This window comes from Pseudomonas sp. MYb193, assembly GCF_002966775.1.
In the GTDB taxonomy this organism is placed as follows: Bacteria; Pseudomonadota; Gammaproteobacteria; order Pseudomonadales; family Pseudomonadaceae; genus Aquipseudomonas; species Aquipseudomonas paracarnis.
Genome location: NZ_CP023269.1, coordinates 650,866 through 677,636, shown reverse-complemented (window position 1 = coordinate 677,636; position 26,771 = coordinate 650,866). Strand labels below are relative to the sequence as shown.

The following is a 26,771-nucleotide window of genomic DNA, read 5'->3' as shown; positions in this document are numbered from 1 at the left end:
AGCGATTTCACATTCAACACCTATTCTTCAGGGCACACACATGAAAATCACCCGCCAAGCCTACGCCGACATGTACGGCCCCACCGTCGGTGACAAGGTGCGCCTGGCCGACACCGAACTGTTCGTCGAAGTCGAGCAGGACTTCACCGTCTACGGCGAAGAGGTCAAATTCGGCGGCGGCAAGGTGATCCGTGACGGCCAGGGCCAGAGCCAATTGCTCGCCCATGAAGTAGTCGACACGCTGATCACCAACGCATTGATCATCGACCACTGGGGCATCGTCAAGGCCGACGTCGGCTTGAAGAATGGCCGCATCCACGCGATTGGCAAAGCCGGCAACCCGGACATCCAGCCCGGCGTGACCATGGCCATCGGCGCGAGCACCGAAGTGATCGCCGGGGAAGGCATGATCCTCACCGCCGGCGGCATCGACTCCCACGTGCATTTCATTTGCCCACAGCAGATCGAAGAGGCCCTGACCAGCGGCGTCACCACCATGATCGGCGGCGGCACGGGGCCGGCCACCGGCACCAACGCCACCACCTGCACTTCCGGCCCGTGGCACCTTGCGCGGATGCTGCAGGCCAGCGATTCGTTCCCGATGAACATTGGCTTTACCGGCAAGGGCAACGCCAGTTTGCCCGAGCCGCTGATCGAGCAGGTCAAGGCCGGTGCTATCGGCTTGAAGCTACATGAAGACTGGGGCACCACACCCGCGAGCATCGACAACTGCCTGAGCGTCGCCGATGCCTACGACGTGCAGGTGGCGATCCACAGTGACACCCTCAATGAGTCGGGATTTGTCGAAACCACCCTCGCCGCGCTCAAGGGCCGCACCATCCACACGTACCACACCGAAGGTGCCGGTGGCGGCCATGCACCGGACATCATCAAGGCCTGCGGCTTCCCCAATGTGCTGCCCAGCTCCACCAACCCGACGCGGCCGTTCACGCGTAATACCATCGACGAACACCTGGACATGTTGATGGTGTGTCACCACCTGGACCCAAGCATTGCCGAAGACGTGGCCTTCGCCGAAAGCCGCATCCGCCGCGAAACCATCGCCGCCGAAGACATCCTGCACGACCTCGGTGCGTTCTCGATGATCAGCTCCGACAGCCAGGCCATGGGCCGTGTCGGCGAAGTGATCACACGCACCTGGCAGACCGCCGACAAGATGAAAAAACAGCGTGGCCCCCTGCCGGGCGACGGCGTGGGCAACGATAACTTCCGCGCCAAGCGCTACATTGCCAAGTACACCATCAACCCGGCGATCACCCACGGTATCAGCCATATCGTCGGTTCCATCGAAGTCGGAAAATGGGCCGACCTGGTGCTGTGGCGCCCGGCGTTTTTCGGCATCAAGCCCACGCTGATCCTCAAGGGCGGCGCCATTGCTTCGAGCCTGATGGGCGACGCCAACGCCTCGATCCCGACGCCGCAGCCGGTGCATTACCGCCCCATGTTCGCCAGCTTCGGCAGCTCCCTGCACGCCACCAGCCTGACGTTTATCAGCCAGGCCGCGCAGGCGGCCGGACTGCCCGAGGCCCTGGGCCTGAAGAAGCAGATCGCGGTGGTCAAGGGTTGCCGCGACGTGCAGAAAACCGACCTGATCCACAACGATTACCTGCCGGATATCGAGGTGGACCCACAGACTTACCAGGTCAAGGCCGACGGTCAATTGCTGTGGTGCGAACCGGCCGAGGTGTTGCCGATGGCCCAGCGGTACTTCCTGTTCTAGAGGACGGCGCTGATCGCTTGATCGGTCAGCGTCTGGTTCAAGGTGATCAGTTCGGCATTGATGCGGCCAAAGGTGTCATCGTAGTCTTGCTGGGACATCAGTTGCCCCGGTTCACTTTCCGAAGCCGGTCGGCCCAGGCGCTGGGCCGACCGGCTGATGGTTTGGCGCAGGGCCTGCCTCGCGCTCTCAGGGCGGTTGGCTGCGGCGGCCCATTGTTCCTGCGCAGCCTGATAGTCGATCAGTGCATCGAACTTTGCGGCAATCGACGCGTAGTCAGCTGGATGAGCCCGCTGCAGAAAGTCGGTCCACATCGGTTGCTCCAGCAGGTTGCCACGCAGCAGCTCGCCTTGGTCCAATAGCTGTACGCGGTTGAATGCCGCCTCGACCATGGGCGCCGTCACATATTCCTCGTGGAACATCATGCTCCGCGATTGCCAGGGCAGGTCCAGGCGGTTTGCCAATGGCGTTGTGTACGCCAGGTAGATTTCGACTTCGTCGATATCGTCGATCAAATTGCCGCGGGCATCGTAATGATCGATGCGTGCGCCTTGCGCGTTGTACTCCGGAAACTTGACGCCGTCGGCCTGCAGTTGGGACACGCGCTCATGGGCGATACGGCCCAACTCATCGAGCCGCCACTTGCCTCTGGCCAGGTTGAAGACAGTTTTGCGCACGGAGGCCACGTCCTCGCTGAAGTACGCCGACCAATGCAGCACGGCAACGCCCATCGCATTGAACATCTGGGCGCCGGCGTCCACGCAGGCCGCAGGGTCCCGGGCCATCAGGAACAACTGCTCGCGCAATTCGGCGTCTTCGCCCATCGCCTCAAGTATGCGCCAGACCTTGGCGGTCAGTTCCGGCAACCATACGCCGCCCCCGACTGTCGAGTCCCCGGAGTTTCTGACGGCACGAAGAACATTGAAAAAGCCCTCAGAGCCAAACGAACCTTCAAGCATGTCCCATAACACTTGCCTGGAGGGCCATTCCTGCGCCGAATAACCGGTTTTCCACTGCTCGCTGTCGCGCGCGCCCCTTTTCGGCAATTGGCGATCCGGATCGCGGCCGGCGGCCTCGATGTACCGTTTGAATTGAGCAAGCAGCTCAGGCGTCAGCTCTTCACGGGTGAGGAACGTTTTCGCCACAATCAGTGCCTTATCCGAGCCCGGCGCGAACTCGGGAATCCGCGCTATCGGGTTCTCCCGCATATCCAGAATGAAATTCTCCGGCCTGGGCACACGGAACACACTGGCAGGCCACTCCTCCAGGCTTGTGTGATTGAGCAGCAAGGTCTGTAAGCGCGTCATGCGTCCGACATCGGGTGGCAAGCCGAGTGGGTTCATCTCCAAAAACAACTCTTTGAGATGCACCCGATCTTTCAAGCGCAAGACGTCTTCAGGCTTAAGGACAATACTGTTACCGCCCAGATGCAACCGCTGCAAATGCGGCATCTGTTCGATGGCTGACGGCAGGCGTGTCAGTTGAGCGGCCTCGATCCCTAATCGACGCAGACCGCGAAAGTTAGCGAGCAGTGGCTGCACATCCGCATCCGTCAGCTGCGAGCCTTCGGTTCCCACAATGCCCAAGTAGCTGACATGGTCGAAGTCTGCAGTCAGTGCGGGCAAGGTTCGGAGCTGCTGCGCCAGGTCCTCTTCCAACCATTCGATTTTCTGCCCCAAAAGGCGCCCATTTCGATCGTAGTGACGTGGGCCAACCTTTCTCCAGGCGTCATCCAGCGCCGTATAAATCTTGCGCCTGGCCCTCAGCACCTGACGTTGCTGGTCACCGAACGCTTCCATGCCTTGGGGCGGTGTCCTCAGCCAGTTGTGCAAGGTGGACTGCAGGGTCTTGTACTCTTGCTCCAACGCACGCAGCCAGCTCAGATCCAGCGCGCCGCGCTCGTTGATCAGGGCGAGCATTTCGTCCCGGGTGATTTCCGGGTACAGGCTGCGGACCCGCTCGCGCGTGATTTTTTCCCACTCAGTACCACCCCGTCCGCTCAATGGATAGCCGCGACGCTCGCCCGGCAACACGCTCGGCGGTCGAAAAAACGGCAGCTTTTCCGGCGACATGCCCAAGGCTTTGCGCAACGGTGCTCGGCCTAATGCATGTTGCTGGATCAACCCCTTCAATTGCTCACCCTGGCCGACATGGGGCAGGCCAATCGCGTTGCGATGGGCGTCGGTCAACGCGTGCTGCAAGGCGCCATAGAAACCATTGAGGCCATGCAGATCCTGACCGCGCTCATCAAAGGCTTGATAACGTCCATCCTCCATGCGTGCCAGGACCTTGCGATTGCTCGCCTCCTGAGGGCCAAAACTGGCACGCAATGGGCCTTCAAATCGGCCCTCGCGCACTTCCAGGCGCAGATTGTTCGACCAGCCGGGCAGCGCCGACAGTGTGTGGAGGGCCAGGGTTTCGGTGTCTGGGCCGGCCAACGCATCGAGATACAAGCCTTCATACGCGAGGGTCAGGCGCATTTGCTGCTGCGCCCGGCGCGCCTTTTCAGCGAGGCGCAGGGGAATGCGCTTGGCGCGGCTCATCGTGTCGCGCTCGGTCGGCGTCGCGTCCGCCAGCACTTCGCGCGCCAAAATCGTCGGCACACCGCTGAAGTCACGCTGGATCAGCATAATCGCGGTGTCGGAGGGTGGCTGCTGCTCGAGGTAAATACTCTTCATCAACCGCTCGCGCACCTCGATGGCCCTTTGTTCGACTTTCAATCTCAGGGCCTCGGTTCGCGCCTCGGGTGTGCGGGCGGTGTAACTGCCCACCAGAGCATCGCGCTGAGGTTCGCTGAACGCTTCGATAATGCGTATGGGCAACTGGCCGCTCATCAATTCAGCGCGGTGGACCTGCACCGTGTCCGCCGCCGCGGCCTGCTGATTACCGTATTTGATCGACGGCCCGCTCAACTCGGTGCCGGAAAATGCCTCGATCGCCTTGCTCGCCGGCCATCCCGGCAACTCCACCGCCAGGGATGCGGCATAGCTGCACAGTGCGCTGCTGAGCGAGCCCTGGCGAATGCCCTCGGCGACGCTTACCGCATCGCGATACGCCCTGAACTGGCGCAGGGTGTCGAGCAGGATCGCCGGTACCGGCTCGCCTTCTACATGCACGCGGCGCAGCACGTCCTCACTCACCGCCGCCACGCTGCGCACCTGCTCCAACTCGGCATCACTGAAGCCCTCCGTCACCGGGCCCAATCGCCGCATCAACGTGGCGCCTTCCCAGGTGTGCGGGCGTTCCACTTCATGGTTCCAGAGGCCAGCGCCGTTGCTCTTCAATATCGGTTGATAGGCCTCGGCGCGTGTGGGATGGAGGATGCGGTATTGCTCGGTCAGCGGGTCTTGTTGCACAGCATAGCGTTTACCCTCCAATGGCAGCACGGTTTGGCCGTTATGCCGGTGCAGGCCTTGCTCATCCGCCGCCACCGCTGGTAAAGAAGAGGAGTGCTCGTAGACCGACAGGTCGGGATTCCACAGCCGGGTCTTGCCACTGGGCAAGGTGACAGCCTTGAGCTGCTCGATAAACGGCGAGACGGTGAAATGAACCACCGCCGCCTGTGCGGCCAGCGTCGCCAGGTTTTCCACCACATCGGTAATGTGCGCCCAGCCCGCTTCACGGTCGCCTTCGCTCAGCTCGATGACACCTTCAATGACTTCGTAGAGCATTTGCCCGGCCATCGCCACGGCCATCACCACACCCAGCGGCGGCACCGCCATGGCCACCAGGTTGAGACCGAACAGGCCAATGCTCATGTAATGCGCGGCGCGCAGTGAACGCGAGGCCTCATCGACATCGGCGGTGCTCACCGCACGATGCCGGGCGTTCTCGAACAGCCGAGTACGCAGGCTGCCCAGGCGATAGGTCCACAGGTCTGCAACTTGCCATAGGTCCGTCAGGGTGTGGGCGCGAATGTTGAATTCAGGGGCAGTGGCGTGCACGCGCACGTAGGGATGTGGTTCGCCCAGTGTCGAAGGCGTGGCAAAGGACGGAGAAGTGAGCAAGCGCCCCCATTCCGATCGCAAGGCCTGTGCGCCAAACCGCTGGGGAGGTGCGTCCAGCACCAGCTCGGTCAGCCGTTTGTAGTAGTAGGCGCGGTCTTTGTCGGCAACGAACCGGGCAAAAAAATGCTGGTTCGGCGTAGCCTTCCAGCCTTGGGAGCGGTCAGCTTCCTGGGTGGTTTTCGCGCTCAGGCGCTCGCTCAACGCGGTGCTGAAGTCACTGAAGGTTTCATAGCGCTTGATGGGATGGTCGGGATCGTCGGGTATATAAACGATGACCCAGCAGGTGTAGCCAGGCTTGGCGCAAGCGTCGATGACCAGGCAATCATGCAGGTGCAGGTTCATCAGGCTCAGGCTGCGATACCCGATGGGCTTGCCGTCGCTGAGAATGTGTTTTTCCCCGGCCGCCACACGCATCAGCAAGGCGTGATCGCTGTCACCAATGTCGCCCTTGAGCAACGCCAGGTACGCTGCCGCCTTGAAGGCGGCTTTCTGGTGCCGGACATAACGCTCGCGCAGTTCGGCCTGGGACTGGGCGTCGTCAGGTTTCAACTGCGCCTTGAGGTGAGCCTGGTACTGCTTGCCCAGGTCCAGGTCTCGGCACAGCTGGGTGAACGCATGAATCTTCAGGGTGGTGGTGTGGCGCTCGAAATGATCGCGCACGTCCGGTTGGGTGATGAAACCTGAGGCACTGTCGAAATAGCCCTCTCGAGTCTCGCGTTGCTCAAAGTTGCCAAGGGCAGCGTGCAGCAGGGAGAACGTTTTGACCCTGAAGCCACTGGTCTTTACGCCAAAGGCATCTTCGACCGGTACATACAGGCGCAACCAGGTTTGATTGACGTCCAGCTCGTGGCCGATAGCCTTTAGCTTGGCTTCCAACAAGGGTTGGGCAAACGCTTGCTCCGAGCGTATGTGACTGAAGGTTTTCTCCAGTTCGTTGAGCGAATCGCAACGGGCGTCCAGCAACACTTTGAGCTGATCTTTGTGCGCCTGGGAAGCAGCGTCATACCAGCGGGGAATGGCTGGCGGCGTGTCTTTGAGGGCCTTGCGACGGGAAGGCGAACTGTTGACCAGGCAAGTGGGGATAGCCTGTTTGATCAGCTCGTAATGTTGGCCCTGCTCACCGGGAAGCGGAGTGGCGGGGTCGGTGACCTGAAAGTCCGGCATGGGATGACAACCTTTTTCTTGGAAGAGGTTGTCATCCTAGGCACGCCGTTTTTGCGGCTGGCGCTAACTAAATCAATGACCCGTTCAAAACTGCTCGCGCGGGTTGAACGCAGCCTTTTGCGCCAGGGCCTCCCACAATGCCTTGACCTCATCATCCGCCGCCTTGGGCATGACGGCCTTGAGCTGGATGAACAGATAGCCGCGTTGCCCGGCCTTGTTCAGCAAACCATGGCCCTTGGCACGCATGCGCTGGCCGTTCTGGCTACCGGCAGGCACCTTGAGGTTGATCTTGCCGGTGAGGGTCGGCACGGCCACTTCCGTGCCCAGTGCCAACTCCCAGGGTGCCAGCGGCAGGTTGATGATCAGGTTTTCGCCGTCCACCTCGAACCTCGGGTGGGGCGCAAACTTGATGATCAGGTACAAATCACCATTGGCCCCGCCGCCAATGCCCGGCGCGCCCTGGGCCTTGAGGCGAATGCGCTCGCCATCGGCCACACCGGCCGGGATCTTCACGTTCAGGCTTTTGGTGGTGTTGCTCACATGCCGACCGGAGGCATCGTATTGCGGCACCTGGAAGCTGATCTGCTTGGACTCGGTGGACAGGGTTTCCTCCAGGGAGACCGTGAGCTGCATCTCCACATCCTGGCCCTTGCGCCCGGTAGGACGGCGCTGGCCGCCACCGAAAGCATCACCGCGCGAACCGAAGATCGAACTGAAAAAGTCCGAAAAGTCGCCCGCGTCCTGGCCACCACCAAAGCCGCCACGGCTCTGCCAGCCCGGTGGCCCCTGGAACGGCTGGCCATGCTGGCCGTACTTGCGCAGTTCGTCGTATTCGGCGCGCTTGTCGGCGCTTTTCAGCGCTTCATAGGCCTCGGACGCATCCTTGAACTTGGCTTCGGCGTCCTTTTCCTTGCTGACGTCCGGGTGATATTTGCGCGCCAGCTTGCGATAAGCCGACTTGATCTCTTTGTCATCAGCCGTGGGCTCGACACCGAGAATCTTGTAGTAGTCTTTGAAATCCATGGGGGCATCACCATCCGTTATCGATATCGCGCAGCCCGCCACACGGCACGCCATGGCTGGCAGCCTGGGAATTGATGTCAGGGCGCGTCATAAGTTAATCGGCGGCACACAGGGTCAGTGCAATCACTGTGTACCGCCTGGATATGCCCACAAGATTGGGGCAAAACCCGCCCTTTCAAGATGGGATATGGCTATTTACGACGACAGACCCGTTACTTACTCGGGTAGGATCAAGCGAACAGGTTTTTTATTGCCCCCTCAGTGTACTGATAATCCATGCGCAGCTCGGCGCCCGCGGCAATGTCTTCAGTGGCAAATACCGCCGTCAGTATCAAATTCTCGCGTTTGGTTCGCGCACCTTCCCCTACCCCCATCCAACTGTCTGCCTCGACGTTGAAGCCCACCGCTTCAACGTTGTAGCCACTCGGGGCCTGGCGCAAAGGTTTGCCCTGGGCGTCATACTCGAAGGTCGAAAAACTCATCGTCGGAGCCCTGCGGCTTCATCCCACCCGCCAAACCCCTGCGCTTCCAGACCCCATGGATATCGGGCTTGGCTACCACCCCGCTGCTGACCAGCGCCAACGGGTTCTGCGGTGCCTGCACCCGCAAAATGTAATGCTCGCCATCCCCCGCATCCGGCATGCTCGCGACAAAATACTGTTTGCCGTTGAATTCGATGGTTTGAGCCTCGGAGAGTTGCAGCTCCTGACCTACAGCCTCCACCAACACTTCAAGGTTTGCGGTCGGCATCAACGCCTGCGCCACTTCATCGCGGGACAGGGTTTGAATCAGCTGTGCTTCTTCGATTGCAAACTGCCCCTGCAGTGCTTCGGCCTCACTGTCGAACACCGCCCTGGAGATTGCACCGGACTCGAAATCGCGCAACAACGCATTCATTTGTTCGTGATGGGGTTGGTTCTGCGCCTCGAATCGCGAGCGGTATTTGTTCGCGATGTAGTCTTGCCAGAATTCCCTGGCGAGCATGGCTTGAAACTCATGCACCGAATTATCCAGACCGATCACCTTATCGTACGCAGCATCCAGCATCGCCTGGCTGACGTTGCCGAAATGGATGAACCTGGTCTGCTGCGCCTGGCCCGGCAAGTCAAGCCGCTCTTTAAGGCCGTAACGATAGGCCAGCCTGATTTCCACTTCTTCCAGAGCCCTTAGAGCGTCGGCCTTCTGCGTCGCCGTCAGGTCTTCGCGGCTATTGATCGCAGTCCGGCGCTGGTCGATATCCGTAAGGGCGATTTTTTCCACTTCCTCCAGGCGGAACAAGCCCCTGGACAGCTTCACCAGCGCGGCGCCCTGAGTCGAATCCAACGCCTGGGCCTTGGCATTGCTGGTCATCAGCAGGATTTCCAGGTTACCGAAGGTCAGGGCGGCACGGTCGCAACACGTCGCCTGGCCCGCCCACTCGAACATTTCCTTGCGCAGTTGCTCCGACTCGGCGCTGTGGCTGGCAATCGCGTCGATCACCTCCCACACCCGCCGCTGCACATCTTCATATTCAGCGGACGCCACTTTCAGATCTCTGAGCATGTCGAAAAAACCGTCCGCGCCTGGCAGTGCACGCAGGGTGGACCATTGGCTTCGGCGTTGGGCAAGCAGCTGCGTTGACAACCCTCTGGCCCAGCGCTGAAACGGCGCTGAGTCGCCAGTAACGGCCTGCGGCACAGCCACCTCCAGAGTGCTGCGCACCAACCTGTTGGCCGCTCGCTCCGGGTCGGTAAGCCGACGGTTGTAATCGGCGATTCGCGCCTGAGTTTCGGCGGACAAGGGGTTCAGGCCCAGGTCAGTGACGCTGGTTACCCGCAGGGATTGCGCCAACGCCTCGTCCGAGGGGGCAATCAGCGCATCGGGCAGCGTTGAAATCCGACTGCCCCTCAGGTACACCGCATCCAGGCTGGGTTGCGCCCCCAGCCCAGTGGGAAAGGTTTCAATATGGGTGTTGCCCATCCCCAGCGAACGCAAATCCGTCATCTGGCTGAAATCCGGCGCGATATCAAGGGGGTTTGAATTGAGGATCAAGGCTCTGAGGGTGCTGCGTGACGCCAGCATCGCAGCCGACTCCGGGTTCAGGCGAATCTGGTTATTTTGCAACGACAGCCGGGTCAGGCCATGCATCTGCCCCAGCGCCGGCGGCAACTCGCGCAACTGGTTGCGTGACATGTCCAGCCAGCGTACGCCCTGATGGCGAGCGAGGAACCCCTCAGGCGAAGTCCTGAGGTTCATGTTGCTCAGCTTGAGTGAGCCTACGTGGCTGAAGTCCGCATCCAGGTCGGGCAGGCTTGGCAGCGTCAGGCCGCTGAGGTCCAGCTCCAGGCCAAAGGGCTCGCCGTCGTTGGTGAGCTGTTGCGGGGTTTCACGGCGCCAGCAGCGCATGATGCGGTTGTGCGCCAGGTTGCGATCACGCAGTGACGCAGCATCGGTGGCGCGCTCCCCCACGCGCACATAGCGCTGGCGCTCGCCGCCGCCTGAAAATGCCCACGCGTTCAACTGCCTGAGCAGCACAGAAAACTCCTGCCAGCGCCGGTCCAGCTCGGTATCGGCGCCTTCGCCCCAGCTCCAGACAAGCTCCCGGGCCTTTTGCAGGGAATACTCGGGGTACATCTGCTGCACCATTTCCAGGCGTGGGTTTCTGCTGTCAAAGGCTCCATCGAGAGCGCCTGACACAAGGTCGGGGCGTGACTGGTTCACGTCCTGCCAATACTTATCGAATGTTTCCCAGTAATCGTGCGGGAAGCGATTGCCATCAAGCAAGGTGACGTTATTGATCCGCACGATCGTTTCCAGTTGATCTGCCGGCGGAACAAGATTGTCCTGCGGTACCTGTTGCAGTCGATTGTGACGTAAGTCGACGCGCTCCAGCCCAGTCTGCGTCCTCAACCCCGAAGGCCAACGCTCGATTCGGGTGAACGATAGATTCAGCTCTCTTAAATGCGGCATACCGCCGAAATCAGGCAATGTACCCAGCGGATTTTCCGAAAGATCCAGCACTTGCAAGGCATCCAGAGCGCTCAAGCTTGCCGCGCTACGCTCGCTCAGTTTCAGTTCATTGGAGGGCAGTTTCAACGACGTGAGCTGCTTCATATCGCCGATCACCGCCGGCAGTTCGGTCAACCCGGCGTCAGTCATGCTCAGGCTCTTGATATGCGTGAAATTTTCGAGAAACAACGAGCTGGAATGCCCTTTCCATGTGAGCCCCGATAACGCCACGTCCTGGACATGACTGAAGTCGGCCTTTAGCGGCGGCAAATCCACCCAACGAATTTCGTCTTTTGAACGACGGATATTCAACTGGCTTCCGGTCTCGCGACGCCAGCAGCGTTTGATTGCATCACTCACACGCCATTCGGCGCTGTAGTACGCCAGGGCATGTGGCCCTCTGGAGCGAGCCCACGCTTTCAAGGATTTTTTCAGGTGGTGGTATTCCAGCTCACGACTGGCCAACCCGCCTGGGACATCTTCGCCCAGCGACTGAATAAACGCCGTGACTTGCTCCTCAGTGAATGATGGATACAACCGGCGTACCCGCTCTGCCGGAGAGCGAAGCACGTTAGCCGCCACCCTTGCCATATGCCGAAAGCCCGGAGCGCCGCCCATCAAGCGGACCATCGGATCGTACTCGGGCTTGCGCAGCGGGAAGTCCTCCAGCACCGTGCGCAACGCCTGGCGCGAAAGAGGGTTGCGTTGTATCGCCTGCTTCAATTCGAGCGCGCTGCCCAACCCGAGACGCTGACGCTCATCGGGCGCGAGTTGCTCCCAAATGGCGCTGTAGAAATCGCCGGGCATGGCTGCCTGGAACTCACCGCTGTCCAGCAGTATCAGGCTGCGCTTGTGCGGGAAGTCGGGGGAGCCGATGGCATCCATCAGCGTGCCCTCGGCCGAGTACTGACGCAACTCCACCCGCGAGCCACGGTGCCAGCCCGGCAGGGTTTCCAGGGTGCGCAAGGCCAGGCGCTGACTGTCGAGGTGGGTCTGAGTGTCCAGGTGCAGCCCTTCGTAGGCGCGCGCCACGCGGGTTTCCTGCGCGCACCATTGAGCCTGGGTGGCCAACCGGTCAGGCAGGCGCCCGCTGCTGCGAAAAGCGGTCAGCTCATCCACTGCGGCGCCTTGCAGCAAGCGCTCGGCGGCCAGCGTCGGCAAGGCCGGGTAGGTATCCAGCACGCGTTGCACATCGGCGTCTGGCGTTGGGTTCAACGCACGGTAACGCTCCTCCAGCAGCGGTCCTTTGAGGCTATCAACGGCATCGCCAAGGTACTGGCGCAGCTTGGCGGCGCGAACGTCCAGTGACTCTTCGGGGCTGCCGGGGAATTCCTTGAGCTGCGGGTCGACGCCTTGCAAGGTGTACAGCAACTCCCTGAGTAAACGGCCCTGGGCCATGGCGGTCTCGGTCAACACCATCACGCGCTTGGGCAATAAGGGCGACGCATCGGCGCTTTCCCACACGACCTCGCCTGTTGGGCCGATGACTTTCAGCGCTACGCCATCAGGCAGCAGGCCACGGCGTTGAAGCAGGTCAAATTGCAGTGCCGGCTCGGCCTTCTGGTAGACCAGCGGGTCGCTGCTTTTGATTTGCTCGACAAAGGTGGTCAGTTGCTGATGCAGCTCGAAGCGCTTGATGGTGTCGTCAAGCAACAGCGGCAAGGGTTCATGATCGACCGCAACCTGGCGCAGAGTGTCAGTTTCGACGCCGCTGATACGCAACGGATCCGCCTGCTCGACCAGCCCGAGGCGCTTGATCAAGGTGGGCTCGTCCCAGGTCAGCGGTTCTTCCAGCTCATGGGTCCACACCCCGTTATGGTTGTGTTCCAATTCCGGCGCGTAGGCGTCGGGGCGAGTCGGGTGCTGAATACGGTACTGGCCGCTCGGGTCTTGCTTGACCTGGTAATGCGTATCCTCGAACGACACCCATTGCTGACCCGCATGATCGTACAGGCCCAACGCATTGGGCTTGACCTCTGGCGCCGGCTTGACGGCAGATGCATAGGGCCTGAGGTCGGGGTTCCACAGCACCTGCTTGCCCGTGGGCAGCGTCACCGGTTTGAGGTGATCCACTGCGCTTTGCCATTTGACGGCGGGCAGCACCTTGGACCCCGTGGCAATGAACGCTACGTTCAGGGCTACCGATGCAAAATGCGCCCACATCTGCCGGGGCTCGCCTTGATCGTAGGCCTCGATGCCTTCAAACACTTCGTAGCACATCTGCGATGCGCCCACGGCCAACATGATCGGGCCGAGCCCCGGCACCACAAACGCGGCGAGATTGAATACGCTGACGGCCGCCTCGAAAAAGCCTTCCAGGCGTTCGAGCCGGGCCTTGCGGTCCTCGTCTTCGGTGGGCACGGCCACTGCGCGTGCATCGCTCAGGATCTTGCTGATATGCGCTTGGCGACTGCGCTGCCACAGCTCACCGGCAAGGGCGAACTCTTGCATAGGCAAGCGCGCCAACGGCGTGCGCAGCGGGTAGTCCGCACCGCCATTGCCGTTATTGGCAGGCTGGTACAGACGGTTGAACCGGGTGAAGAACCCGCCTTGTTCGCGCACCGGCACAAAGCGGCTGAAAAAGCGCCGGTACGATGCGCTGTGCAGACGGGTACGCAAGTCGGCCATGAATTCGCCACTGGACGCATACTCCTTGAGGGGCTGTTGCGGGTCACCGGGGATGTACACCACCAAAGGCTCGGGGCGGTTGGTGTTTTGCCGATCAGGCCCGATCAGCAGCGGCCCCACCAATACGCAGTCGAACACGTTGAGCGCGGTGTATGTCACAGGCTTCCCGGCCAGTTTCGGCGTGGCGGAGCCCGTGACCACATTTTGGAGCATTTGGCAGGCGTCGGCACTGAGCGGCCCGGTACTTTGCAACCGGGCAATATCGATGCACAGTGCCAACTGCTCGCGTTGATGCTCTTCCAACAGCTGTTCAAGCGCCTGGCGTTCATCCGCGTCCTGGGGCTCTACAATGGCCTTGATATGCGCCTGATAAAGCGCGCCAAGGTCCAATGTGCGGCAAAGCCTGGCGAAAGCATGGGGCGTGATCGCCACCGCCTGTGCATGGACGGCCGCGAAGGTCGCAATGATGTGGGGGTTTTCTAGGTTGAAGGTGGTGATCAGTTGGCAATCGGTGCACGACGACGGCTGCTCTTCATCGGCCTCGAAATTGGCCAAGGCCGCTTCCAACAGGGAAATGCCGCGATACCTGTAGCTCAGTGACGGGTCGTTTTGCTGCTCGAAAACAAAGGCACCGTAGAAGTCATCGCGAGCACCTTTTGAGCCGTATTTGCGCACGAAAAACACATTGCGCACATCCAGTTCCAGGTTGAACTCTTTCTTGATCGCCTCTTTGAGCGGCTGTTCGGCGAAGGCCAGGACGTCTTCGATCTGGCCCAGGTGCTCTTCAATCGCATTGAGCGTTTCGCGAAAGCGCGTGTGCCGGGCAGCCAGAGTGGTTTTGTCTTGGTGAGTGGCGGCCAGGTACCAGGCAGGAATATCCATCTCGTGCGTGCCTAGCTCTTGCTGGCGTTGCGGCGAGCCTTCCATGAACCAGTTCGGCACGCGTTGTTTGAGAAAGTCGTAATGCACGCCGCGCAGGTCGGCGTTGAAGGTTGCATCAGGCATAGCGATTCGTCCGTGAGGGTAGTAAAACCCGAGCCTAACCAAGCCCCTGCCGGTTCAAGACGTAGCTATATAGCGCGAATTTACGGATCGCCGGTCTACGCATCCGCTCGCGAGTGACATACACTGCGCGGCCGTTTTTTGCCCGGAACCTGTAAGACATGAAAAACGAATCTCCAGCCCGTGCCTGCGGCATCGACTTCGGCACGTCCAACTCCACCGTCGGCTGGATCCGCCCCGGCGAGGAGACGCTGATCGCGCTGGAGGACGACAAGATCACCCTGCCGTCAGTGGTGTTCTTCAACTTCGAGGAGCGCCGCCCGGTATATGGTCGCCTGGCGCTGCACGAATACCTGGAGAACTACGAAGGCCGCCTGATGCGCTCGCTCAAGAGCCTGCTGGGTTCCAAGCTGATCAAGCACGACACCAGCGTGCTCGGCACTGCCATGCCCTTCACCGATCTGCTGGCACTGTTTATCGGCCAACTCAAGAGCCGTGCCGAAGCCAACGCCGGTCGTGAATTCGAAGAAGTGGTACTGGGCCGCCCGGTATTCTTCGTCGATGACGACCCGATGGCCGACCAGGAAGCGGAAAACACCCTGGTGGATGTGGCGCGCAAGATCGGCTTCAAGGACATCTCGTTCCAGTACGAACCGATTGCAGCGGCGTTCGACTACGAGTCGACCATCGAGAAAGAAGAGCTGGTGCTGATCGTCGATATCGGCGGTGGTACCTCCGACTTCTCCCTGGTGCGCCTGTCGCCGGCTCGTCGTCACAACGACAATCGCCAGAGCGACATCCTCGCCACCGGCGGCGTGCACATCGGCGGTACCGACTTCGACAAACAGCTCAGCCTGCAAGGCATGATGCCGCTGTTCGGCTACGGCAGCCGCATGAAGAGCGGCGCCTACATGCCCACCAGCCACCACATGAACCTGGCCACCTGGCACACCATCAACTCGGTGTACTCGCAAAAATCCCAGCTGGCGCTGGGCAGCATGCGCTACGACATCGAAGACACTGGCGGCATCGACCGCCTCTTCAAGCTGATCGAACAGCGTGCCGGGCACTGGCTGGCCATGGAAGTGGAAGAAACCAAGATCCAGCTCACCCATCAAGACAGCCGCCACGTGCCGCTGGACCGCATCGAAGCGGGCCTGAGCGTAGACCTGAGCCGCGCACTGTTCGAGTCGTCCATCGACAGCTTGCTGGAACGTGTACGCGGCAGCGTCACGCAGTTGCTCAACGACGCCTCGGTGAGCGTGGCGCAGGTGGACACGGTGTTCTTTACCGGCGGCTCCAGCGGCATCCCGGCGCTGCGCCACAGCATCTCGGGAATGCTGCCGAATGCGCGGCATGTGGAAGGCAATATCTTCGGCAGTATTGGCAGTGGTTTGGCGATTGAGGCGAGCAAGCGCTACGGTTGCTGAGTTGTAGCTGACACCGTGGCGCGCCCACTTGACGGTAACCACGATGCGAAGCGAGCCGCTTTTGATCTTGATCTGCTTTTGATCTTAGGCGCCCCGTTAAACCACGCTGGCCGGAATTCGACAGGGATTTGGGGGCCCCCAAAATCACTGGCGAATTACGGGCACACCGAGCCCAAGCGAGGTGCCGAGTGGTGGGGCAAGAGCGTTTTGCTTACTTTTGCGCTTCTCAAAAGTGAGACGCCGTCAGGGCGTAACCCTAAGCGGCCGTTACCTAAATAACGGATATGTACGCGGTCAAATCCAACATCCCGGTCGGCAGTCAGGCCGCCTTCGCGAGCAAGCCCGCTCCCACAGTTTGATCGCGGGGCGTCAGATAGATAGGGGGCGGCTGTGAGGCCGTCATCGCAGGCAAGCCAGCTCCCACAGGTGATCGCATTTCAATGTGGGAGCGGGCTTGCCCGCGATGGCGTCAGCCCAGGCGACACAAGGCTTAAACCATCCCACCCAGCTTCAGCTCGCTTTTCAGATAGGCATAGTAAATCGGCCCCGCCACCACCCCCGGCAGGCCGAACGCTGCCTCAAACACCAGCATCGCCAACAACAACTCCCATGACTTGGCACTGATCTGCCCGCCGACGATTCGCGCGTTGAGGAAGTACTCGACCTTGTGGATCACGATCAAATACCCCAGTGCCGCCACCGCCACCCAGATCGACAGCGACAGCGCCACGATGGTGATCAGCGTGTTGGAGATCAGGTTGCCAATCACTGGCAGCAGACCGAGCAGGAAGGTCAGCACGATCAGGGTCTTGGTCAACGGCAGGTGAATGCCACATAACGGCAGCACCACTGCCAGGAACACCGCGGTGAAGGCGGTGTTGAGCGCGGCGATCTTGATCTGGGCGAACACGATATTGCGAAACGCCTGGACCAGCAGGTGCAGGCGGTCGAACAGCGCGGCGGCCAAGGGTTTGCGCTTGGTCAGGTCGGGCACGCGCTGCAAGGCGATGATCGCACCCAGCACCATGCCGATCAGCAAGGTGACGAACATGTGGGCGGCGTCTTTGCCGACCAGTTGCAGTTCGCTCAGGTGCTTGCTCAGCCAATCGCCAATGGCCACGCGAAACTCCGCGGCGCTGGCGGGCAAATAGGCGTCGATGAACGGCGGCAACTGGCCGCGCGCGCGATCAACCACACCCATGAACTTGTCCAGCGAAGCCCCGGGGTTTTCGGCTTCGTGGAGCAGGAAGCTGATGGCGCCGGCGAAGATCAATGCCAACACGCTGACGATCAGAGTTCCCAGCAAAGCCACCGCCAGCCAACGCGCGCGCCGGCCTTCGATCAGGCGTTGCAGTTGAGGGGTGAGCATGTTGACCAGTTCATAGACCAACAGGCCGGCCAGCAGGCTGGGCAGCAATTTCAGCGGCAGTACCAGCAGCAACCCGCCGAAAATGATGATGTAGCTGGACAGCAACAACACATGACGCTGAGAAAACGTTGGCATACAGCCTCAAAACAAACGGCGTTGAAGGATGGGCAGTCTGCCAGCCTTGGAAGAATCAAGCGAGAGCGGGTGTTGTGAATACGATCAAGTGTGGGAGCTGGCTTGCCTGCGATGCGTGCACCTCGGTGTATCCGTCATACCGAGGCGACGCAATCGCAGGCAAGCCAGCTCCCACAGGGGTTCTGCAGCATTCGTGAACTCGCGATCAGCCCTTGAGGCAGGTGCTCATGAATGTCTTACGCGCATCACCGGTCAACGCCTTGGTTTTCGCCGACGCATTGCAGTCTTTCATCTTCTGCTGCTGCGGGGTCAGGGTCTTGGCGTCATTGGCGGCAGGTGCCGACAGGCAGGTCTTCATGAAGGCCTTACGGTCATCGCCCTTGAGCGTCTTGGTGGTGGCCTCGGCATTGCAGGTGGTCATTTTGTTCTGCTGGGCAGTGGCGGCAAAACCCTGGGCACACATCAGCAGGCCCATCATCAACAACGGAATACGCAGCATCTTCATGGAGTTTTCTCCCTGTTACCGTGCCGACGGGCACGACCTACAGCGCAGTGTAGTCAAAACCTGTTACAACTTCACCGGCCACGAATATTCGCCCGCCGGTATTGCTCCGGCGTGCAGCCGGCGTGGCGTTGGAACATGGCGATAAACGCCGAGGCGGTGCTGTAGCCCAGATCAAACGCCACGTGTTGCACACTGCGGTCGCTGTCCAGCGCCTCGATGGCCGCCAGGTAGCGCAGGCGCTGGCGCCATTCGCCAAAGCTCATGCCCAGCTCGCGCACAAACTGGCGCGCCAGGGTGCGCTCGCTCACATGCACCTGCTCGGCCCATTGCGCCAGTGGCCGGTTGTCTCCCGGCTCTGCCTGCATGCCCTCCAAGACCCCAAGCAATCCCGGGTGGCGGGCGTAGGGCAGGAAGCAGTCGTGGACCGGCGCCTGCCTGAGCTGGTCCACCAGCACCTGGGCCAGGCGGATGTCGGCGTCGGTGCGCGGTGCATTGACATCGCGCAGGGCGAAATCCTTGAGGATCGCCTTGAGAATGTCGCTGATCGCCAGGGTGCAAGGCTGCTGCGGCAACTGCTCGCACAGCTGCGGCGCCAGCCCTACGGAGTGGTAGACAATCGCCTCGGCATTGTAGGAGCTGTGCTCGGTTTGCGGCGGCACCCACACCGCGTATTGCGGTGGCGACATGAAGCGATTGCCCGCCACTTCCATGCGCATCACACCGCTGGCCGAGTAATCCAGCGAGCCCCAGGTGTGCTGGTGCGGGGTGCATTCGGTGTCCGGGGCAAAATCGGAATACCGAAAGTACACCGGGCTTGGCAGGCGGGCGAAATCGGGCAGGCGTACGGTGTGTCGGGACATATTGTCTGGATTCAACGCTCAGTTGTCTGGATCGCAGTATAAGCTTCGATCCAGACAGAGGATAATCCTGCCTCGTCAACACACTGGGTTTCTTTTCAATGCAATACGCGTATCCGCTGCTGGCTATCTTTATCTGGGCCGGCAACACCGTGGTCAACAAATTGGCCGTGGGCTCTATCTTCCCGGCTGAAATCGGCTTTTACCGCTGGCTGTTCGCTGCGTTGCTGTTCACGCCGTTCATGCTCAAGCCGGTGATCGCCCACTGGCCGCAGATCCGCCCCAACCTGGGCAAGATCTTTATCCTCGGCGTACTCGGCATGGCGGTGTATCAAAGCCTGGCCTACTACGCAGCAACGCTGACCAGTGCCACCAACATGGGCATCATCCTCTCGCTGATGCCACTGATGGCGTTGACCGCCGCGATTATCAGCCTCGGCCAACGCCTGACCTTTGGCGCGCTGACCGGCGCGGTGCTGTCGTTCGCAGGCGTGGTAGTGGTCGTGTCGGCCGGCAGCCTGGGCGCGCTGCTGCAACATGGGGTCAACCTGGGCGACGGCATGATGCTGGTGGCGACCCTGGCTTATGCGGTCTACAGCACCCTGCTGAAAAAATGGCAACTGCGCCTGCCGCCGTTGGTTCTGCTGTATTTGCAGGTGCTGGTCGCGGTGGTGGTGCTGCTGCCGCTGTATCTGTTCTCGGCCAAGGCCGGTTTGGGCTGGGCGAATATTCCGCTGGTGCTATATGCCTGCCTGCTGGCTTCGATGCTGGCACCGCTGGCGTGGATGCACTCGGTCAAGACCCTGGGGCCAAGCCGTACCACACTGTTTTTCAACCTGCTGCCGTTGATTACCGCGCTGATTGCAGCCGTGGTGCTGAAGGAAGAGTTGGCGCTGTATCACCTGGTGGGGGGCTTGCTGACCCTGGGTGGAGTAATTCTGTCAGAGCGTTGGACCACACCGGTCAGACGCCCTCAGGACACATCCTGTTAAATCCGATAAAACTTTTCGCCTGGCCCGGGACTCACAACCAATAGCGATCACGCCGGCAGAGCGTGGCGTACAACCGGATTAGCCCCAGGAGATTGAAATGACTGAAGCACGATTGACTGACGTTGCAACCCTGCGCAGCCGCGCCCGCCAGAACGTCGAAAACGGCGCCGTGACCGAAGGCTATGACGCCGACCGCGAAGAAATCATCCGCCTGCTCAACGAGTCGCTGGCCACCGAACTGGTGTGCGTGTTGCGCTACAAGCGTCACTACTTCATGGCCAACGGCCTCAAGGCCAGCGTGGCTGCCGATGAGTTCCTGGAACATGCGACCCAGGAAGCCGAGCACGCTGACAAACTGGCCGAGCGTATCGTGCAACTGGGCGGCGAGCCGGAGTTCAACCCCGACCTGCTGTCGAAAAACTCCCATGCGCAATACGTGGCGGGCAACACCTTGAAGGAAATGGTCTACGAAGACCTGGTGGCCGAGCGGATCGCGGTAGACAGCTACCGCGAGATCATCCAGTACATCGGTGACAAAGACCCGACTACCCGTCGCATCTTCGAAGACATCCTGGCTCAGGAAGAAGAACACGCCGACGATATGGCGGATATTCTGCAGGATCTGTAATAACTAACACCGCAACATCCCCCCTGTGGGAGCGGGCTTGCCCGCGATAGCGTTGAATCAGTTGATAAATCATTGACTGATACTTCGCTATCGCGGGCAAGCCCGCTCCCACAGTTACTTCACGGTCTTGGGCGCCTTGCCTTCCTTCATCTGTTGCAGCAACGGTGCGCACTCATTGGGCTCGCCACCGCTTGGGGCAACCAAGGCGAGCAAGCCAGCGGCAGGCCCGGCGATCACGCCGAGGGCGACCATGCCCGCACCGCGTAGCGCCAACGGAATGGCTTTCACGCCAGCATTGGGCTTGATGAAAGGCCCATTGACGTAGAGCGGTGAACGCAGGGAGAACAGGCGAAAGCCCTTGGATTCCGGCGTGATGGTCAGGTCCAACTGCTCGGTGGCCATATTCGCGGTGCCGTCGATGTAGATGATCGCGTTCTCGGTATCGAACACAAATAGCCGCGTGGTCGCCAGGCCCGTCTTGATGCCGAAATCCGCCGCTGCGCAGTTGATCTTCACTTCTTCGTCGCCGAACAGGCGGCCCACCACGTAGTTGCCCACGTTGAGCCCGGCGATTTCCATCAGGCTTCGGCTGATGGCGCCATCGTTGATGAGCATCTTCAGGTCACCGTTGGACGTGCCCAACAGTGCCGCCACCGAGTTGCCGCGCCCGGAAATATCGGCATCGCCGTTGAGTTCACCGAAGCTGGTTTTCATCGGTTCGAAAGTCGGGAACAGCTGCTTGAGCTTGAAGTTGCGCGCCGTCAGCTTGGCGCGGCCCTCCATCGGCGTAGTGCGGCCGTTCAAGCGAATCTGCGCATCGAGCTTCCCACCGGCCACGCCAAAGCGCAGGGGTTCAAGGCTCAGTTGGCCGTCGTTGAGCACCAGGTGGGTGTAGAGGTCGGTAAAGGGCAAGTCGGCACTGTGCACGATGCGCTTGCCGGTGAACTCCACATCGGCATCCATCTCGCGCCAGCGTTCGGTGCGGAACTCTTCAACCGGCAGCACTTTGGTCGCCGGTTGCTTGCTTTCACCGCCACGGGCTTTTTGCTCGGCATTGGAATCTGCGCCAATCAGCGGCGCCAGGTCATCCATCAGCAGTTGGTTGGACACCAGCGCGCCGCTGAGCTTGGGCCGTGGCTGGCTGGCAACATAGGCCAGGTCGCCGTGGATGTCGCTGTTGCCGATCTTGCCGTTGAAGTTCTCGTAGCGAAAGGAGGCGCCACTGGCCTCATGCAGTTTGGCGATCAGGTGGCCGTCGGTGGAATAGGCCGGCGAATCCGGCAGGGTCACGCCGGTCAGCGGATACAGGTTGCCCAGGCTGCTGCCCGAAAGCTTCAGGCGCAGGTCCAGGGCACCGAGGTTCAGCGGGTCGGTCAGGGTGCCGGCCAGGGCGATGCTGGTGTCCGCGATCTTGACCTGGGCTTGCAGCGGGAACGGCTTGGCCGCGTCCTGCAAGGCCAGCAAGCCACCGATCTTGCCCGTGCCCGCGAGCTTCTGGCCATGGTACTGGCCTTTGACCTTGAGGCCGAACGCGTAGTCCTGGGGCGCCGAGCCTTTTTCCAGGGCCTTTTTGGCATCGGCATCGCCGACGATTTCACCGAAGGGAATCGGCTTGCCCAGCGGATCGATGATCACATCCAACTGGGTCTTGAGGCTTTGATCGTCAAGGGTCACATGGCCTTTGTCGAAGCCGATGGCGCCAATATCCACCACCCAATTGGACGGTTCGGCGTTGGGGTCCTTGGGGTCGAACTTGAACGTCCAGTTGGCGCGGCCATCAGCCAGGCGCTGCAACTGGGCACTGGGTTCGGTGAGGTCGATGCGCGGGATCACCACACGCTGCACCAGCAAGGCCAGGGGCGAAATGCGCAGCTCAACCTTCTTGAGCGTGACCATCTGCGGTTGTTTCGACCAATCGGGGTTACCCAGGGTCAGGTCTTCGGCAATCACATGGGGCCACGGCACCCAGGCACGCCAGCCACCTTCATCGGGCTCACGCTGCCACACCACGGCGAGGTTGCCGTTGATGGCGAACGGACGATGCAGTTCTTCGGAGACCTTGGCATTGAGGGGCGGCTTGATGCGGTTCCAGTCGAAGAACACCAACACCAGTACCACGATGGCAATCAACAGAACGAAGCTGGCGCAGCTCCAAGCGAGAATTTTACGAGTGCGCGTCATTGCACAGGACTCCTGAATACGACTGGCTGGGCAACAGCCTTTTAAACAGCTTATAGGACTACGACTGGCAAAGTGCCTGGGGGTTTAACGCAACCGCGGATTTAACCGAAAAAAGCGATTTTCCTGATCAACCAGACAATTTTCCCCATCGACGACGCACCATTGTTACCCGGGTTCGTGTCGAAAATACCCACATCGGTGCAAAGCCGCGGGCTTGAGAGGCTCGATCTAGAGCCTCCGGCGAGAACAATCAATTCTGTTGATTATTACCATTGTGTTTATGAACTTTTATATCGACTTATCAAGGGTAACATTAGCCCTGTACCCACTTTATCGCCCTCCCTAGGAGCAACCATCATGAAACGCCAATTACTCGCTACCGTTCTGTTATCTGTCCTGGCTTCCAGCGCTTTTGCCCTGCCAGCTGCCGAACAGGCCACCCCGCAGAACAAAGCTCAAGCCGTGCAAACCAGCCAAACCGTGGCTCGCAGCGGTTCGCAAGAAGACGAAAACCGTGATTACGCCAAAGGCGCCGTAGCTGAAAATGGCTACAACCGCTTGCAAGAGAAAGGTCTGGTCGAAGGCGGTGCTGAACAAGCCAACAAACGCGCCTACACCGAAGGCGTTGCTGAAGGCGGTGCCGACCGTCTGCAAGAACTGCATCAAGCACAGAGCTAAGCCTGTGGTGGCCCAGAAAAAAGCCCGATCTGCCGATCGGGCTTTTGCTTTTATATAGAACGCGTCACGCCCCGCCCCTGCCAAGTTCGACGCCGGCAAAGCGCTTTTGCTAGAGTGCGTCGCTGTACTTGCCGACAAAGCTCATCCGCTCATGCTGCCCCGCGCCGAACAAAAGCAACAAACCCGCCTCGCCCTGATGGACGCAGCCCGCCATCTGATGGAGTGTGGCCGTGGGTTTGGCAGCCTGAGTTTGCGCGAAGTGGCCAAGACCGCGGGTATCGTGCCCACCGGCTTCTATCGCCATTTCGCCGACATGGACCAACTTGGGCTGGTATTGGTCAGCGAGGTCGGCCAGACCTTTCGCGCCACGATCCGCCTGGTGCGCCACAACGAATTCGTGATGGGCGGCATCATTGATGCCTCGGTGCGCATCTTTCTCGATGTGGTTTCGGCTAACCGCTCTCAGTTCCTGTTCCTGGCTCGCGAACAGTACGGCGGCTGCCTGGCCGTGCGCCAAGCCATCGCCGCCCTGCGCGAAGACATCACTCGCGACCTGGCCGCCGACCTGACACTGATGCCCAAACTTCAGCACTTGGATGCCGAAGGTTTGCATGTGATGGCCGACCTGATCGTCAAGAGTGTGTTCGCCACCCTGCCCGATATCATCGACCCACCGGCCCACGCCTTGCCGGCCCACCTTACGCCCCAGGCGAAAATCACCCAGCAACTGCGCTTTATCTTTATCGGCCTTAAACATTGGCAAGGGCTGGGCAGCACCGAGTAAGTCAATCAACCCGCCGTGTGGAACCGTTTGGCGGTGGTGTAGTGCTTGTTCCAGTAGCTATTGCTCAATGAATCGATACGGATGGTTTTGCCGGTACGCGGCGAATGGATGAATTTGCCCTGGCCGATATAAAGGCCGACATGGCTGACCTGGCCCCGCCCGTTGCCTTTGAAAAACACTGCATCCCCTGGCTTTAAAGCACTGCGTTTGATGGTTGTCGCCGATGAACGGTGCATGGCGGCAGTGGTGCGGGGTAGCTGGATATTGGCTTGGGTCTTGAACAAGTACACCAGGAAGCTACTGCAATCGAAGCCCTGCTCTGCCGATGTACCGCCCCACTTATAGGGCGTACCCAGCAACTCATGGGCGCGGTCAATGACATCGTCGATAGAGGGCGGCTTGATGCTTTGCAGCGAAGAGCTGAAGGTGGCGCGGGGTTGGAAATTGGCCTTTGCCGATGAAATAAAGCAGGTCAGGCCGACAAGGCATACACAAAAAATTGATCGAAGCATGATGAACGTCGCGGTGGAATTAAACAGGCCGCATAGCCTAAAGAACCCGCAGGTAATCTCATGAGCTCCAAATCCTGATGACTCGTAGGAAAAATCCCAAAAAACATCTACAAAGAAAAAGATGAAAGAAACTTCATCAAACTGAGCGGCGCTATCAACGCAGAATGCCCTTCCCCGGTGCTATAAACCTCGGCACGCACCAAATTGATACACACACGGAAATCATCCGACGCCCTATTGAGCAGCATGCCTGCCTGACTACAGGGAATTCCTACTCGATTCCGTGATTGGCAAGCCCCTTGCTCTAGGTCTTTCATCGCTCACAGTTGGAAGCTCTCTGATGCTGGTGATACACCGCCGAATCGCCCCCCAAGCCCTCTGGGCCGCCGAGTTGCTGCTCAACTTCGAAGCCCGCAGCAAAAGCCGTCTGCGCTGTTTCAGTGCCGACGGTGAAGACGTCGGCCTGTTTTTGGAGCGGGGCCAGCCGCCCTTGCACGATGGTGAATTCCTGCAGGCAGAAGACGGACGCGTCGTACGGGTATGCGCCCGCCCTGAACAACTGCTGCACGTCACCTGCCGCAACGCCTTCGAGCTCACCCGTGCCGCCTATCACCTGGGCAACCGCCATGTGGCCCTGCAAGTCGGTGACGGCTGGCTGCGCCTGCTCGATGACTACGTGCTCAAGGCCATGCTCGAGCAACTGGGTGCCGATGCGCAGACCCTCGAGGCGCCGTTTCAACCCGAGCACGGCGCCTATGGCGGCGGCCATCATCATTCACGGCATGGTGATGAAGACTTCAACTACGCGCCCAAGCTGCATCAGTTCGGCGTGCGTCTATGAACCCAGCCTGGGCGCTGCTGCGCCTGGCCAGTCCGCAACTGCCGATTGGCGGCTACAGCTATTCCCAGGGCCTGGAAATGGCGGTGGACAACGGCCGCGTGCAGGATGCCGCGAGCGCCCGGCGCTGGATCAGTGACCAGTTGCTGCTCAACCTGGCGCGTTTCGAAGCCCCGCTGCTGCTCGCCCACTGCCGCGCAGCCGCCGAACAGGACTGGGCCCAATTGGCGCGGTGGTGCGACGAGCATCGCGCCAGCCGTGAGACCCGGGAGCTGTATCAGGAGAGTCGCCAGATGGGCTATTCCCTGCAACAACTGCTCAACGGCTTGCCGGAACTGGACGACAGCGCCCGTGATTTTCTTGCACAACGCGACGAACCGCACCTGGCCCTTGGCTGGGCCTTGGCCGCGCGCGCCTGGCACATCAACCCCGGCGATGCGCTTGCCGCCTGGCTATGGAGCTGGCTGGAAAACCAACTGGCGGTACTGATGAAAACCCTGCCATTGGGCCAGCAAGCGGCCCAGCGGTTGACCAGCGAACTGCTGCCGCTGCTGCAACAAGCACAGCAGGATGCCGAACGCATTAACCCTAACCATTTGGGCAGCGCCGCTTTTGGCCTGTCCCTGGCGTGCATGGCCCACGAGCGCCAGTACAGCCGCCTGTTCCGTTCCTGATTCTGGAGAAGCACATGAACACACAACCCCTGCGCGTCGGTATCGGCGGCCCGGTAGGCTCGGGCAAGACCGCCCTGACCCTGGCCCTGTGCCTGGCGCTGCGTGATCGCTACAACCTGGCGGTGGTGACCAACGACATCTACACCCGTGAAGACGCCGACTTCCTGGTGCGTAACCAGGCCCTGGCGCCGGAGCGCATCATCGGCGTGGAAACCGGTGGCTGCCCACACACGGCGATTCGTGAAGATGCCTCGATCAACCTGGAGGCCGTGGACCAACTCAACCGCCGTTTTCCAGGCCTGGACCTGATTCTGGTGGAGTCCGGCGGCGACAACCTGTCGGCCACCTTCAGCCCGGAACTGTCGGACCTGACCATCTATGTGATTGATGTCTCTGCGGGCGACAAACTGCCGCGCAAGGGCGGGCCCGGTATTTGCAAATCCGACCTGCTGGTGATCAACAAGATCGACTTGGCCCCGCTGGTGGGTGCCTCGCTGGAGCTAATGAACAGCGACACTCAACGCATGCGCAACGGCAAACCCTTTGTGTTCAGCAACCAGAAAACCGGGGTCGGCCTGGACGACATCGTCGCCTTCATCGAACGCCAGGGCTTGCTGAGCGCCGCCTGATCAACCCAT

18 protein-coding genes are annotated in these 26,771 nt (G+C 60.5%); 9 read left to right on the top strand and 9 right to left on the bottom strand.

The features are described from left to right. Positions 1 to 40 precede the first annotated feature (40 nt). Complete coding sequence (ureC, locus tag CLM72_RS02930; RefSeq protein ID WP_057702629.1) at positions 41 to 1,741, top strand: urease subunit alpha; 1,701 nt, start codon at positions 41 to 43, stop codon at positions 1,739 to 1,741. Here the strand turns inward: ureC and CLM72_RS02925 are convergent. The 4 genes from CLM72_RS02925 to CLM72_RS02915 all read right to left on the bottom strand — a co-directional run bounded on the left by CLM72_RS02925 (position 1,738) and on the right by CLM72_RS02915 (position 14,553). Next, a complete protein-coding gene (locus tag CLM72_RS02925; RefSeq protein WP_105225579.1) occupies positions 1,738 to 6,909 on the bottom strand; it encodes a dermonecrotic toxin domain-containing protein in 5,172 nt (1,723 codons plus the stop codon). The two genes, ureC and CLM72_RS02925, sit on opposite strands and share 4 nt — an antisense overlap. Before the next feature lie 84 nt (positions 6,910 to 6,993). Beyond that, entirely contained in the window at positions 6,994 to 7,932 is a 939-nt protein-coding gene (locus CLM72_RS02920) for a DnaJ C-terminal domain-containing protein (RefSeq protein ID WP_034126393.1), read from the bottom strand. Positions 7,933 to 8,162: 230 nt separating this feature from the next. Continuing rightward, complete coding sequence (locus CLM72_RS29150; RefSeq protein ID WP_256595270.1) at positions 8,163 to 8,414, bottom strand: hypothetical protein; 252 nt, start codon at positions 8,412 to 8,414, stop codon at positions 8,163 to 8,165. Continuing rightward, a complete protein-coding gene (locus tag CLM72_RS02915; protein WP_256595269.1) occupies positions 8,389 to 14,553 on the bottom strand; it encodes a dermonecrotic toxin domain-containing protein in 6,165 nt (2,054 codons plus the stop codon). Before CLM72_RS02915 ends, CLM72_RS29150 begins: the two co-directional genes overlap by 26 nt. A gap of 158 nt (positions 14,554 to 14,711) precedes the next feature. On the opposite strand from CLM72_RS02915, the gene CLM72_RS02910 reads away from it, so the two are divergent. Then, positions 14,712 to 15,980: an Hsp70 family protein gene (locus CLM72_RS02910; protein ID WP_105225578.1), complete on the top strand. Its 1,269-nt coding sequence runs from the start codon at positions 14,712 to 14,714 to the stop codon at positions 15,978 to 15,980. A gap of 490 nt (positions 15,981 to 16,470) precedes the next feature. Here the strand turns inward: CLM72_RS02910 and CLM72_RS02900 are convergent, their stop codons facing one another. The 3 genes from CLM72_RS02900 to CLM72_RS02890 form a co-directional block, all read right to left on the bottom strand. Beyond that, a complete protein-coding gene (locus CLM72_RS02900) occupies positions 16,471 to 17,484 on the bottom strand; it encodes an AI-2E family transporter (protein WP_032893793.1) in 1,014 nt (337 codons plus the stop codon). 205 nt (positions 17,485 to 17,689) lie between these two features. Next, the gene (locus tag CLM72_RS02895; protein WP_014716700.1) at positions 17,690 to 17,989 is read right to left on the bottom strand and encodes a PsiF family protein; all 300 of its coding nucleotides are present in this window, start codon (positions 17,987 to 17,989) and stop codon (positions 17,690 to 17,692) included. Positions 17,990 to 18,060: 71 nt separating this feature from the next. Continuing rightward, complete coding sequence (locus CLM72_RS02890; protein WP_105225576.1) at positions 18,061 to 18,849, bottom strand: helix-turn-helix transcriptional regulator; 789 nt, start codon at positions 18,847 to 18,849, stop codon at positions 18,061 to 18,063. Between the two features lie 98 nt (positions 18,850 to 18,947). Between CLM72_RS02890 and CLM72_RS02885 the strand changes: the two genes are divergently transcribed. Further along, positions 18,948 to 19,838 (top strand): DMT family transporter, encoded by an 891-nt coding sequence (locus CLM72_RS02885; protein WP_034125675.1) that lies wholly within the window; start codon positions 18,948 to 18,950, stop codon positions 19,836 to 19,838. Between the two features lie 97 nt (positions 19,839 to 19,935). Further along, a complete protein-coding gene (locus CLM72_RS02880; RefSeq protein WP_034125674.1) occupies positions 19,936 to 20,466 on the top strand; it encodes a bacterioferritin in 531 nt (176 codons plus the stop codon). Positions 20,467 to 20,580: 114 nt separating this feature from the next. On the opposite strand, the gene CLM72_RS02875 is transcribed toward CLM72_RS02880, so the two are convergent. Beyond that, positions 20,581 to 22,647, bottom strand: a complete 2,067-nt coding sequence (locus CLM72_RS02875) for an AsmA family protein (protein ID WP_034125673.1) — start codon at positions 22,645 to 22,647, stop codon at positions 20,581 to 20,583. Between the two features lie 357 nt (positions 22,648 to 23,004). On the opposite strand from CLM72_RS02875, the gene CLM72_RS02870 reads away from it, so the two are divergent. Together CLM72_RS02870 and CLM72_RS02865 are read left to right on the top strand one after the other, a co-directional pair. Then, positions 23,005 to 23,325, top strand: coding sequence for a hypothetical protein (locus CLM72_RS02870; protein WP_003188116.1), 321 nt, complete (start codon positions 23,005 to 23,007; stop codon positions 23,323 to 23,325). A gap of 151 nt (positions 23,326 to 23,476) precedes the next feature. Then, positions 23,477 to 24,109: a TetR family transcriptional regulator gene (locus CLM72_RS02865; RefSeq protein WP_003188114.1), complete on the top strand. Its 633-nt coding sequence runs from the start codon at positions 23,477 to 23,479 to the stop codon at positions 24,107 to 24,109. A gap of 5 nt (positions 24,110 to 24,114) precedes the next feature. On the opposite strand, the gene CLM72_RS02860 is transcribed toward CLM72_RS02865, so the two are convergent. Further along, positions 24,115 to 24,621: a C40 family peptidase gene (locus CLM72_RS02860; RefSeq protein WP_105225575.1), complete on the bottom strand. Its 507-nt coding sequence runs from the start codon at positions 24,619 to 24,621 to the stop codon at positions 24,115 to 24,117. Between the two features lie 340 nt (positions 24,622 to 24,961). On the opposite strand from CLM72_RS02860, the gene ureE reads away from it, so the two are divergent. The 3 genes from ureE to ureG are packed head-to-tail and all read left to right on the top strand — an operon-like array spanning position 24,962 to position 26,762. Beyond that, positions 24,962 to 25,462: an urease accessory protein UreE gene (gene ureE / locus CLM72_RS02855; RefSeq protein ID WP_054896372.1), complete on the top strand. Its 501-nt coding sequence runs from the start codon at positions 24,962 to 24,964 to the stop codon at positions 25,460 to 25,462. Then, positions 25,459 to 26,133, top strand: a complete 675-nt coding sequence (locus tag CLM72_RS02850; protein ID WP_105225574.1) for an urease accessory protein UreF — start codon at positions 25,459 to 25,461, stop codon at positions 26,131 to 26,133. Before ureE ends, CLM72_RS02850 begins: the two co-directional genes overlap by 4 nt. Positions 26,134 to 26,147: 14 nt before the next feature. After that, complete coding sequence (ureG, locus tag CLM72_RS02845) at positions 26,148 to 26,762, top strand: urease accessory protein UreG (RefSeq protein ID WP_105225573.1); 615 nt, start codon at positions 26,148 to 26,150, stop codon at positions 26,760 to 26,762. Positions 26,763 to 26,771 lie beyond the last annotated feature (9 nt).

Coding starts and splice junctions, on each gene's coding strand:
- ureC (WP_057702629.1), top strand. CDS start 41: ATGAAAATCACCCGCCAAGCCTACGCCGACATGTACGGCCCCACCGTC.
- CLM72_RS02925 (WP_105225579.1), bottom strand. CDS start 6,909: ATGCCGGACTTTCAGGTCACCGACCCCGCCACTCCGCTTCCCGGTGAG.
- CLM72_RS02920 (WP_034126393.1), bottom strand. CDS start 7,932: ATGGATTTCAAAGACTACTACAAGATTCTCGGTGTCGAGCCCACGGCT.
- CLM72_RS29150 (WP_256595270.1), bottom strand. CDS start 8,414: ATGAGTTTTTCGACCTTCGAGTATGACGCCCAGGGCAAACCTTTGCGC.
- CLM72_RS02915 (WP_256595269.1), bottom strand. CDS start 14,553: ATGCCTGATGCAACCTTCAACGCCGACCTGCGCGGCGTGCATTACGAC.
- CLM72_RS02910 (WP_105225578.1), top strand. CDS start 14,712: ATGAAAAACGAATCTCCAGCCCGTGCCTGCGGCATCGACTTCGGCACG.
- CLM72_RS02900 (WP_032893793.1), bottom strand. CDS start 17,484: ATGCCAACGTTTTCTCAGCGTCATGTGTTGTTGCTGTCCAGCTACATC.
- CLM72_RS02895 (WP_014716700.1), bottom strand. CDS start 17,989: ATGAAGATGCTGCGTATTCCGTTGTTGATGATGGGCCTGCTGATGTGT.
- CLM72_RS02890 (WP_105225576.1), bottom strand. CDS start 18,849: ATGTCCCGACACACCGTACGCCTGCCCGATTTCGCCCGCCTGCCAAGC.
- CLM72_RS02885 (WP_034125675.1), top strand. CDS start 18,948: ATGCAATACGCGTATCCGCTGCTGGCTATCTTTATCTGGGCCGGCAAC.
- CLM72_RS02880 (WP_034125674.1), top strand. CDS start 19,936: ATGACTGAAGCACGATTGACTGACGTTGCAACCCTGCGCAGCCGCGCC.
- CLM72_RS02875 (WP_034125673.1), bottom strand. CDS start 22,647: ATGACGCGCACTCGTAAAATTCTCGCTTGGAGCTGCGCCAGCTTCGTT.
- CLM72_RS02870 (WP_003188116.1), top strand. CDS start 23,005: ATGAAACGCCAATTACTCGCTACCGTTCTGTTATCTGTCCTGGCTTCC.
- CLM72_RS02865 (WP_003188114.1), top strand. CDS start 23,477: ATGCTGCCCCGCGCCGAACAAAAGCAACAAACCCGCCTCGCCCTGATG.
- CLM72_RS02860 (WP_105225575.1), bottom strand. CDS start 24,621: ATGCTTCGATCAATTTTTTGTGTATGCCTTGTCGGCCTGACCTGCTTT.
- ureE (WP_054896372.1), top strand. CDS start 24,962: ATGCTGGTGATACACCGCCGAATCGCCCCCCAAGCCCTCTGGGCCGCC.
- CLM72_RS02850 (WP_105225574.1), top strand. CDS start 25,459: ATGAACCCAGCCTGGGCGCTGCTGCGCCTGGCCAGTCCGCAACTGCCG.
- ureG (WP_105225573.1), top strand. CDS start 26,148: ATGAACACACAACCCCTGCGCGTCGGTATCGGCGGCCCGGTAGGCTCG.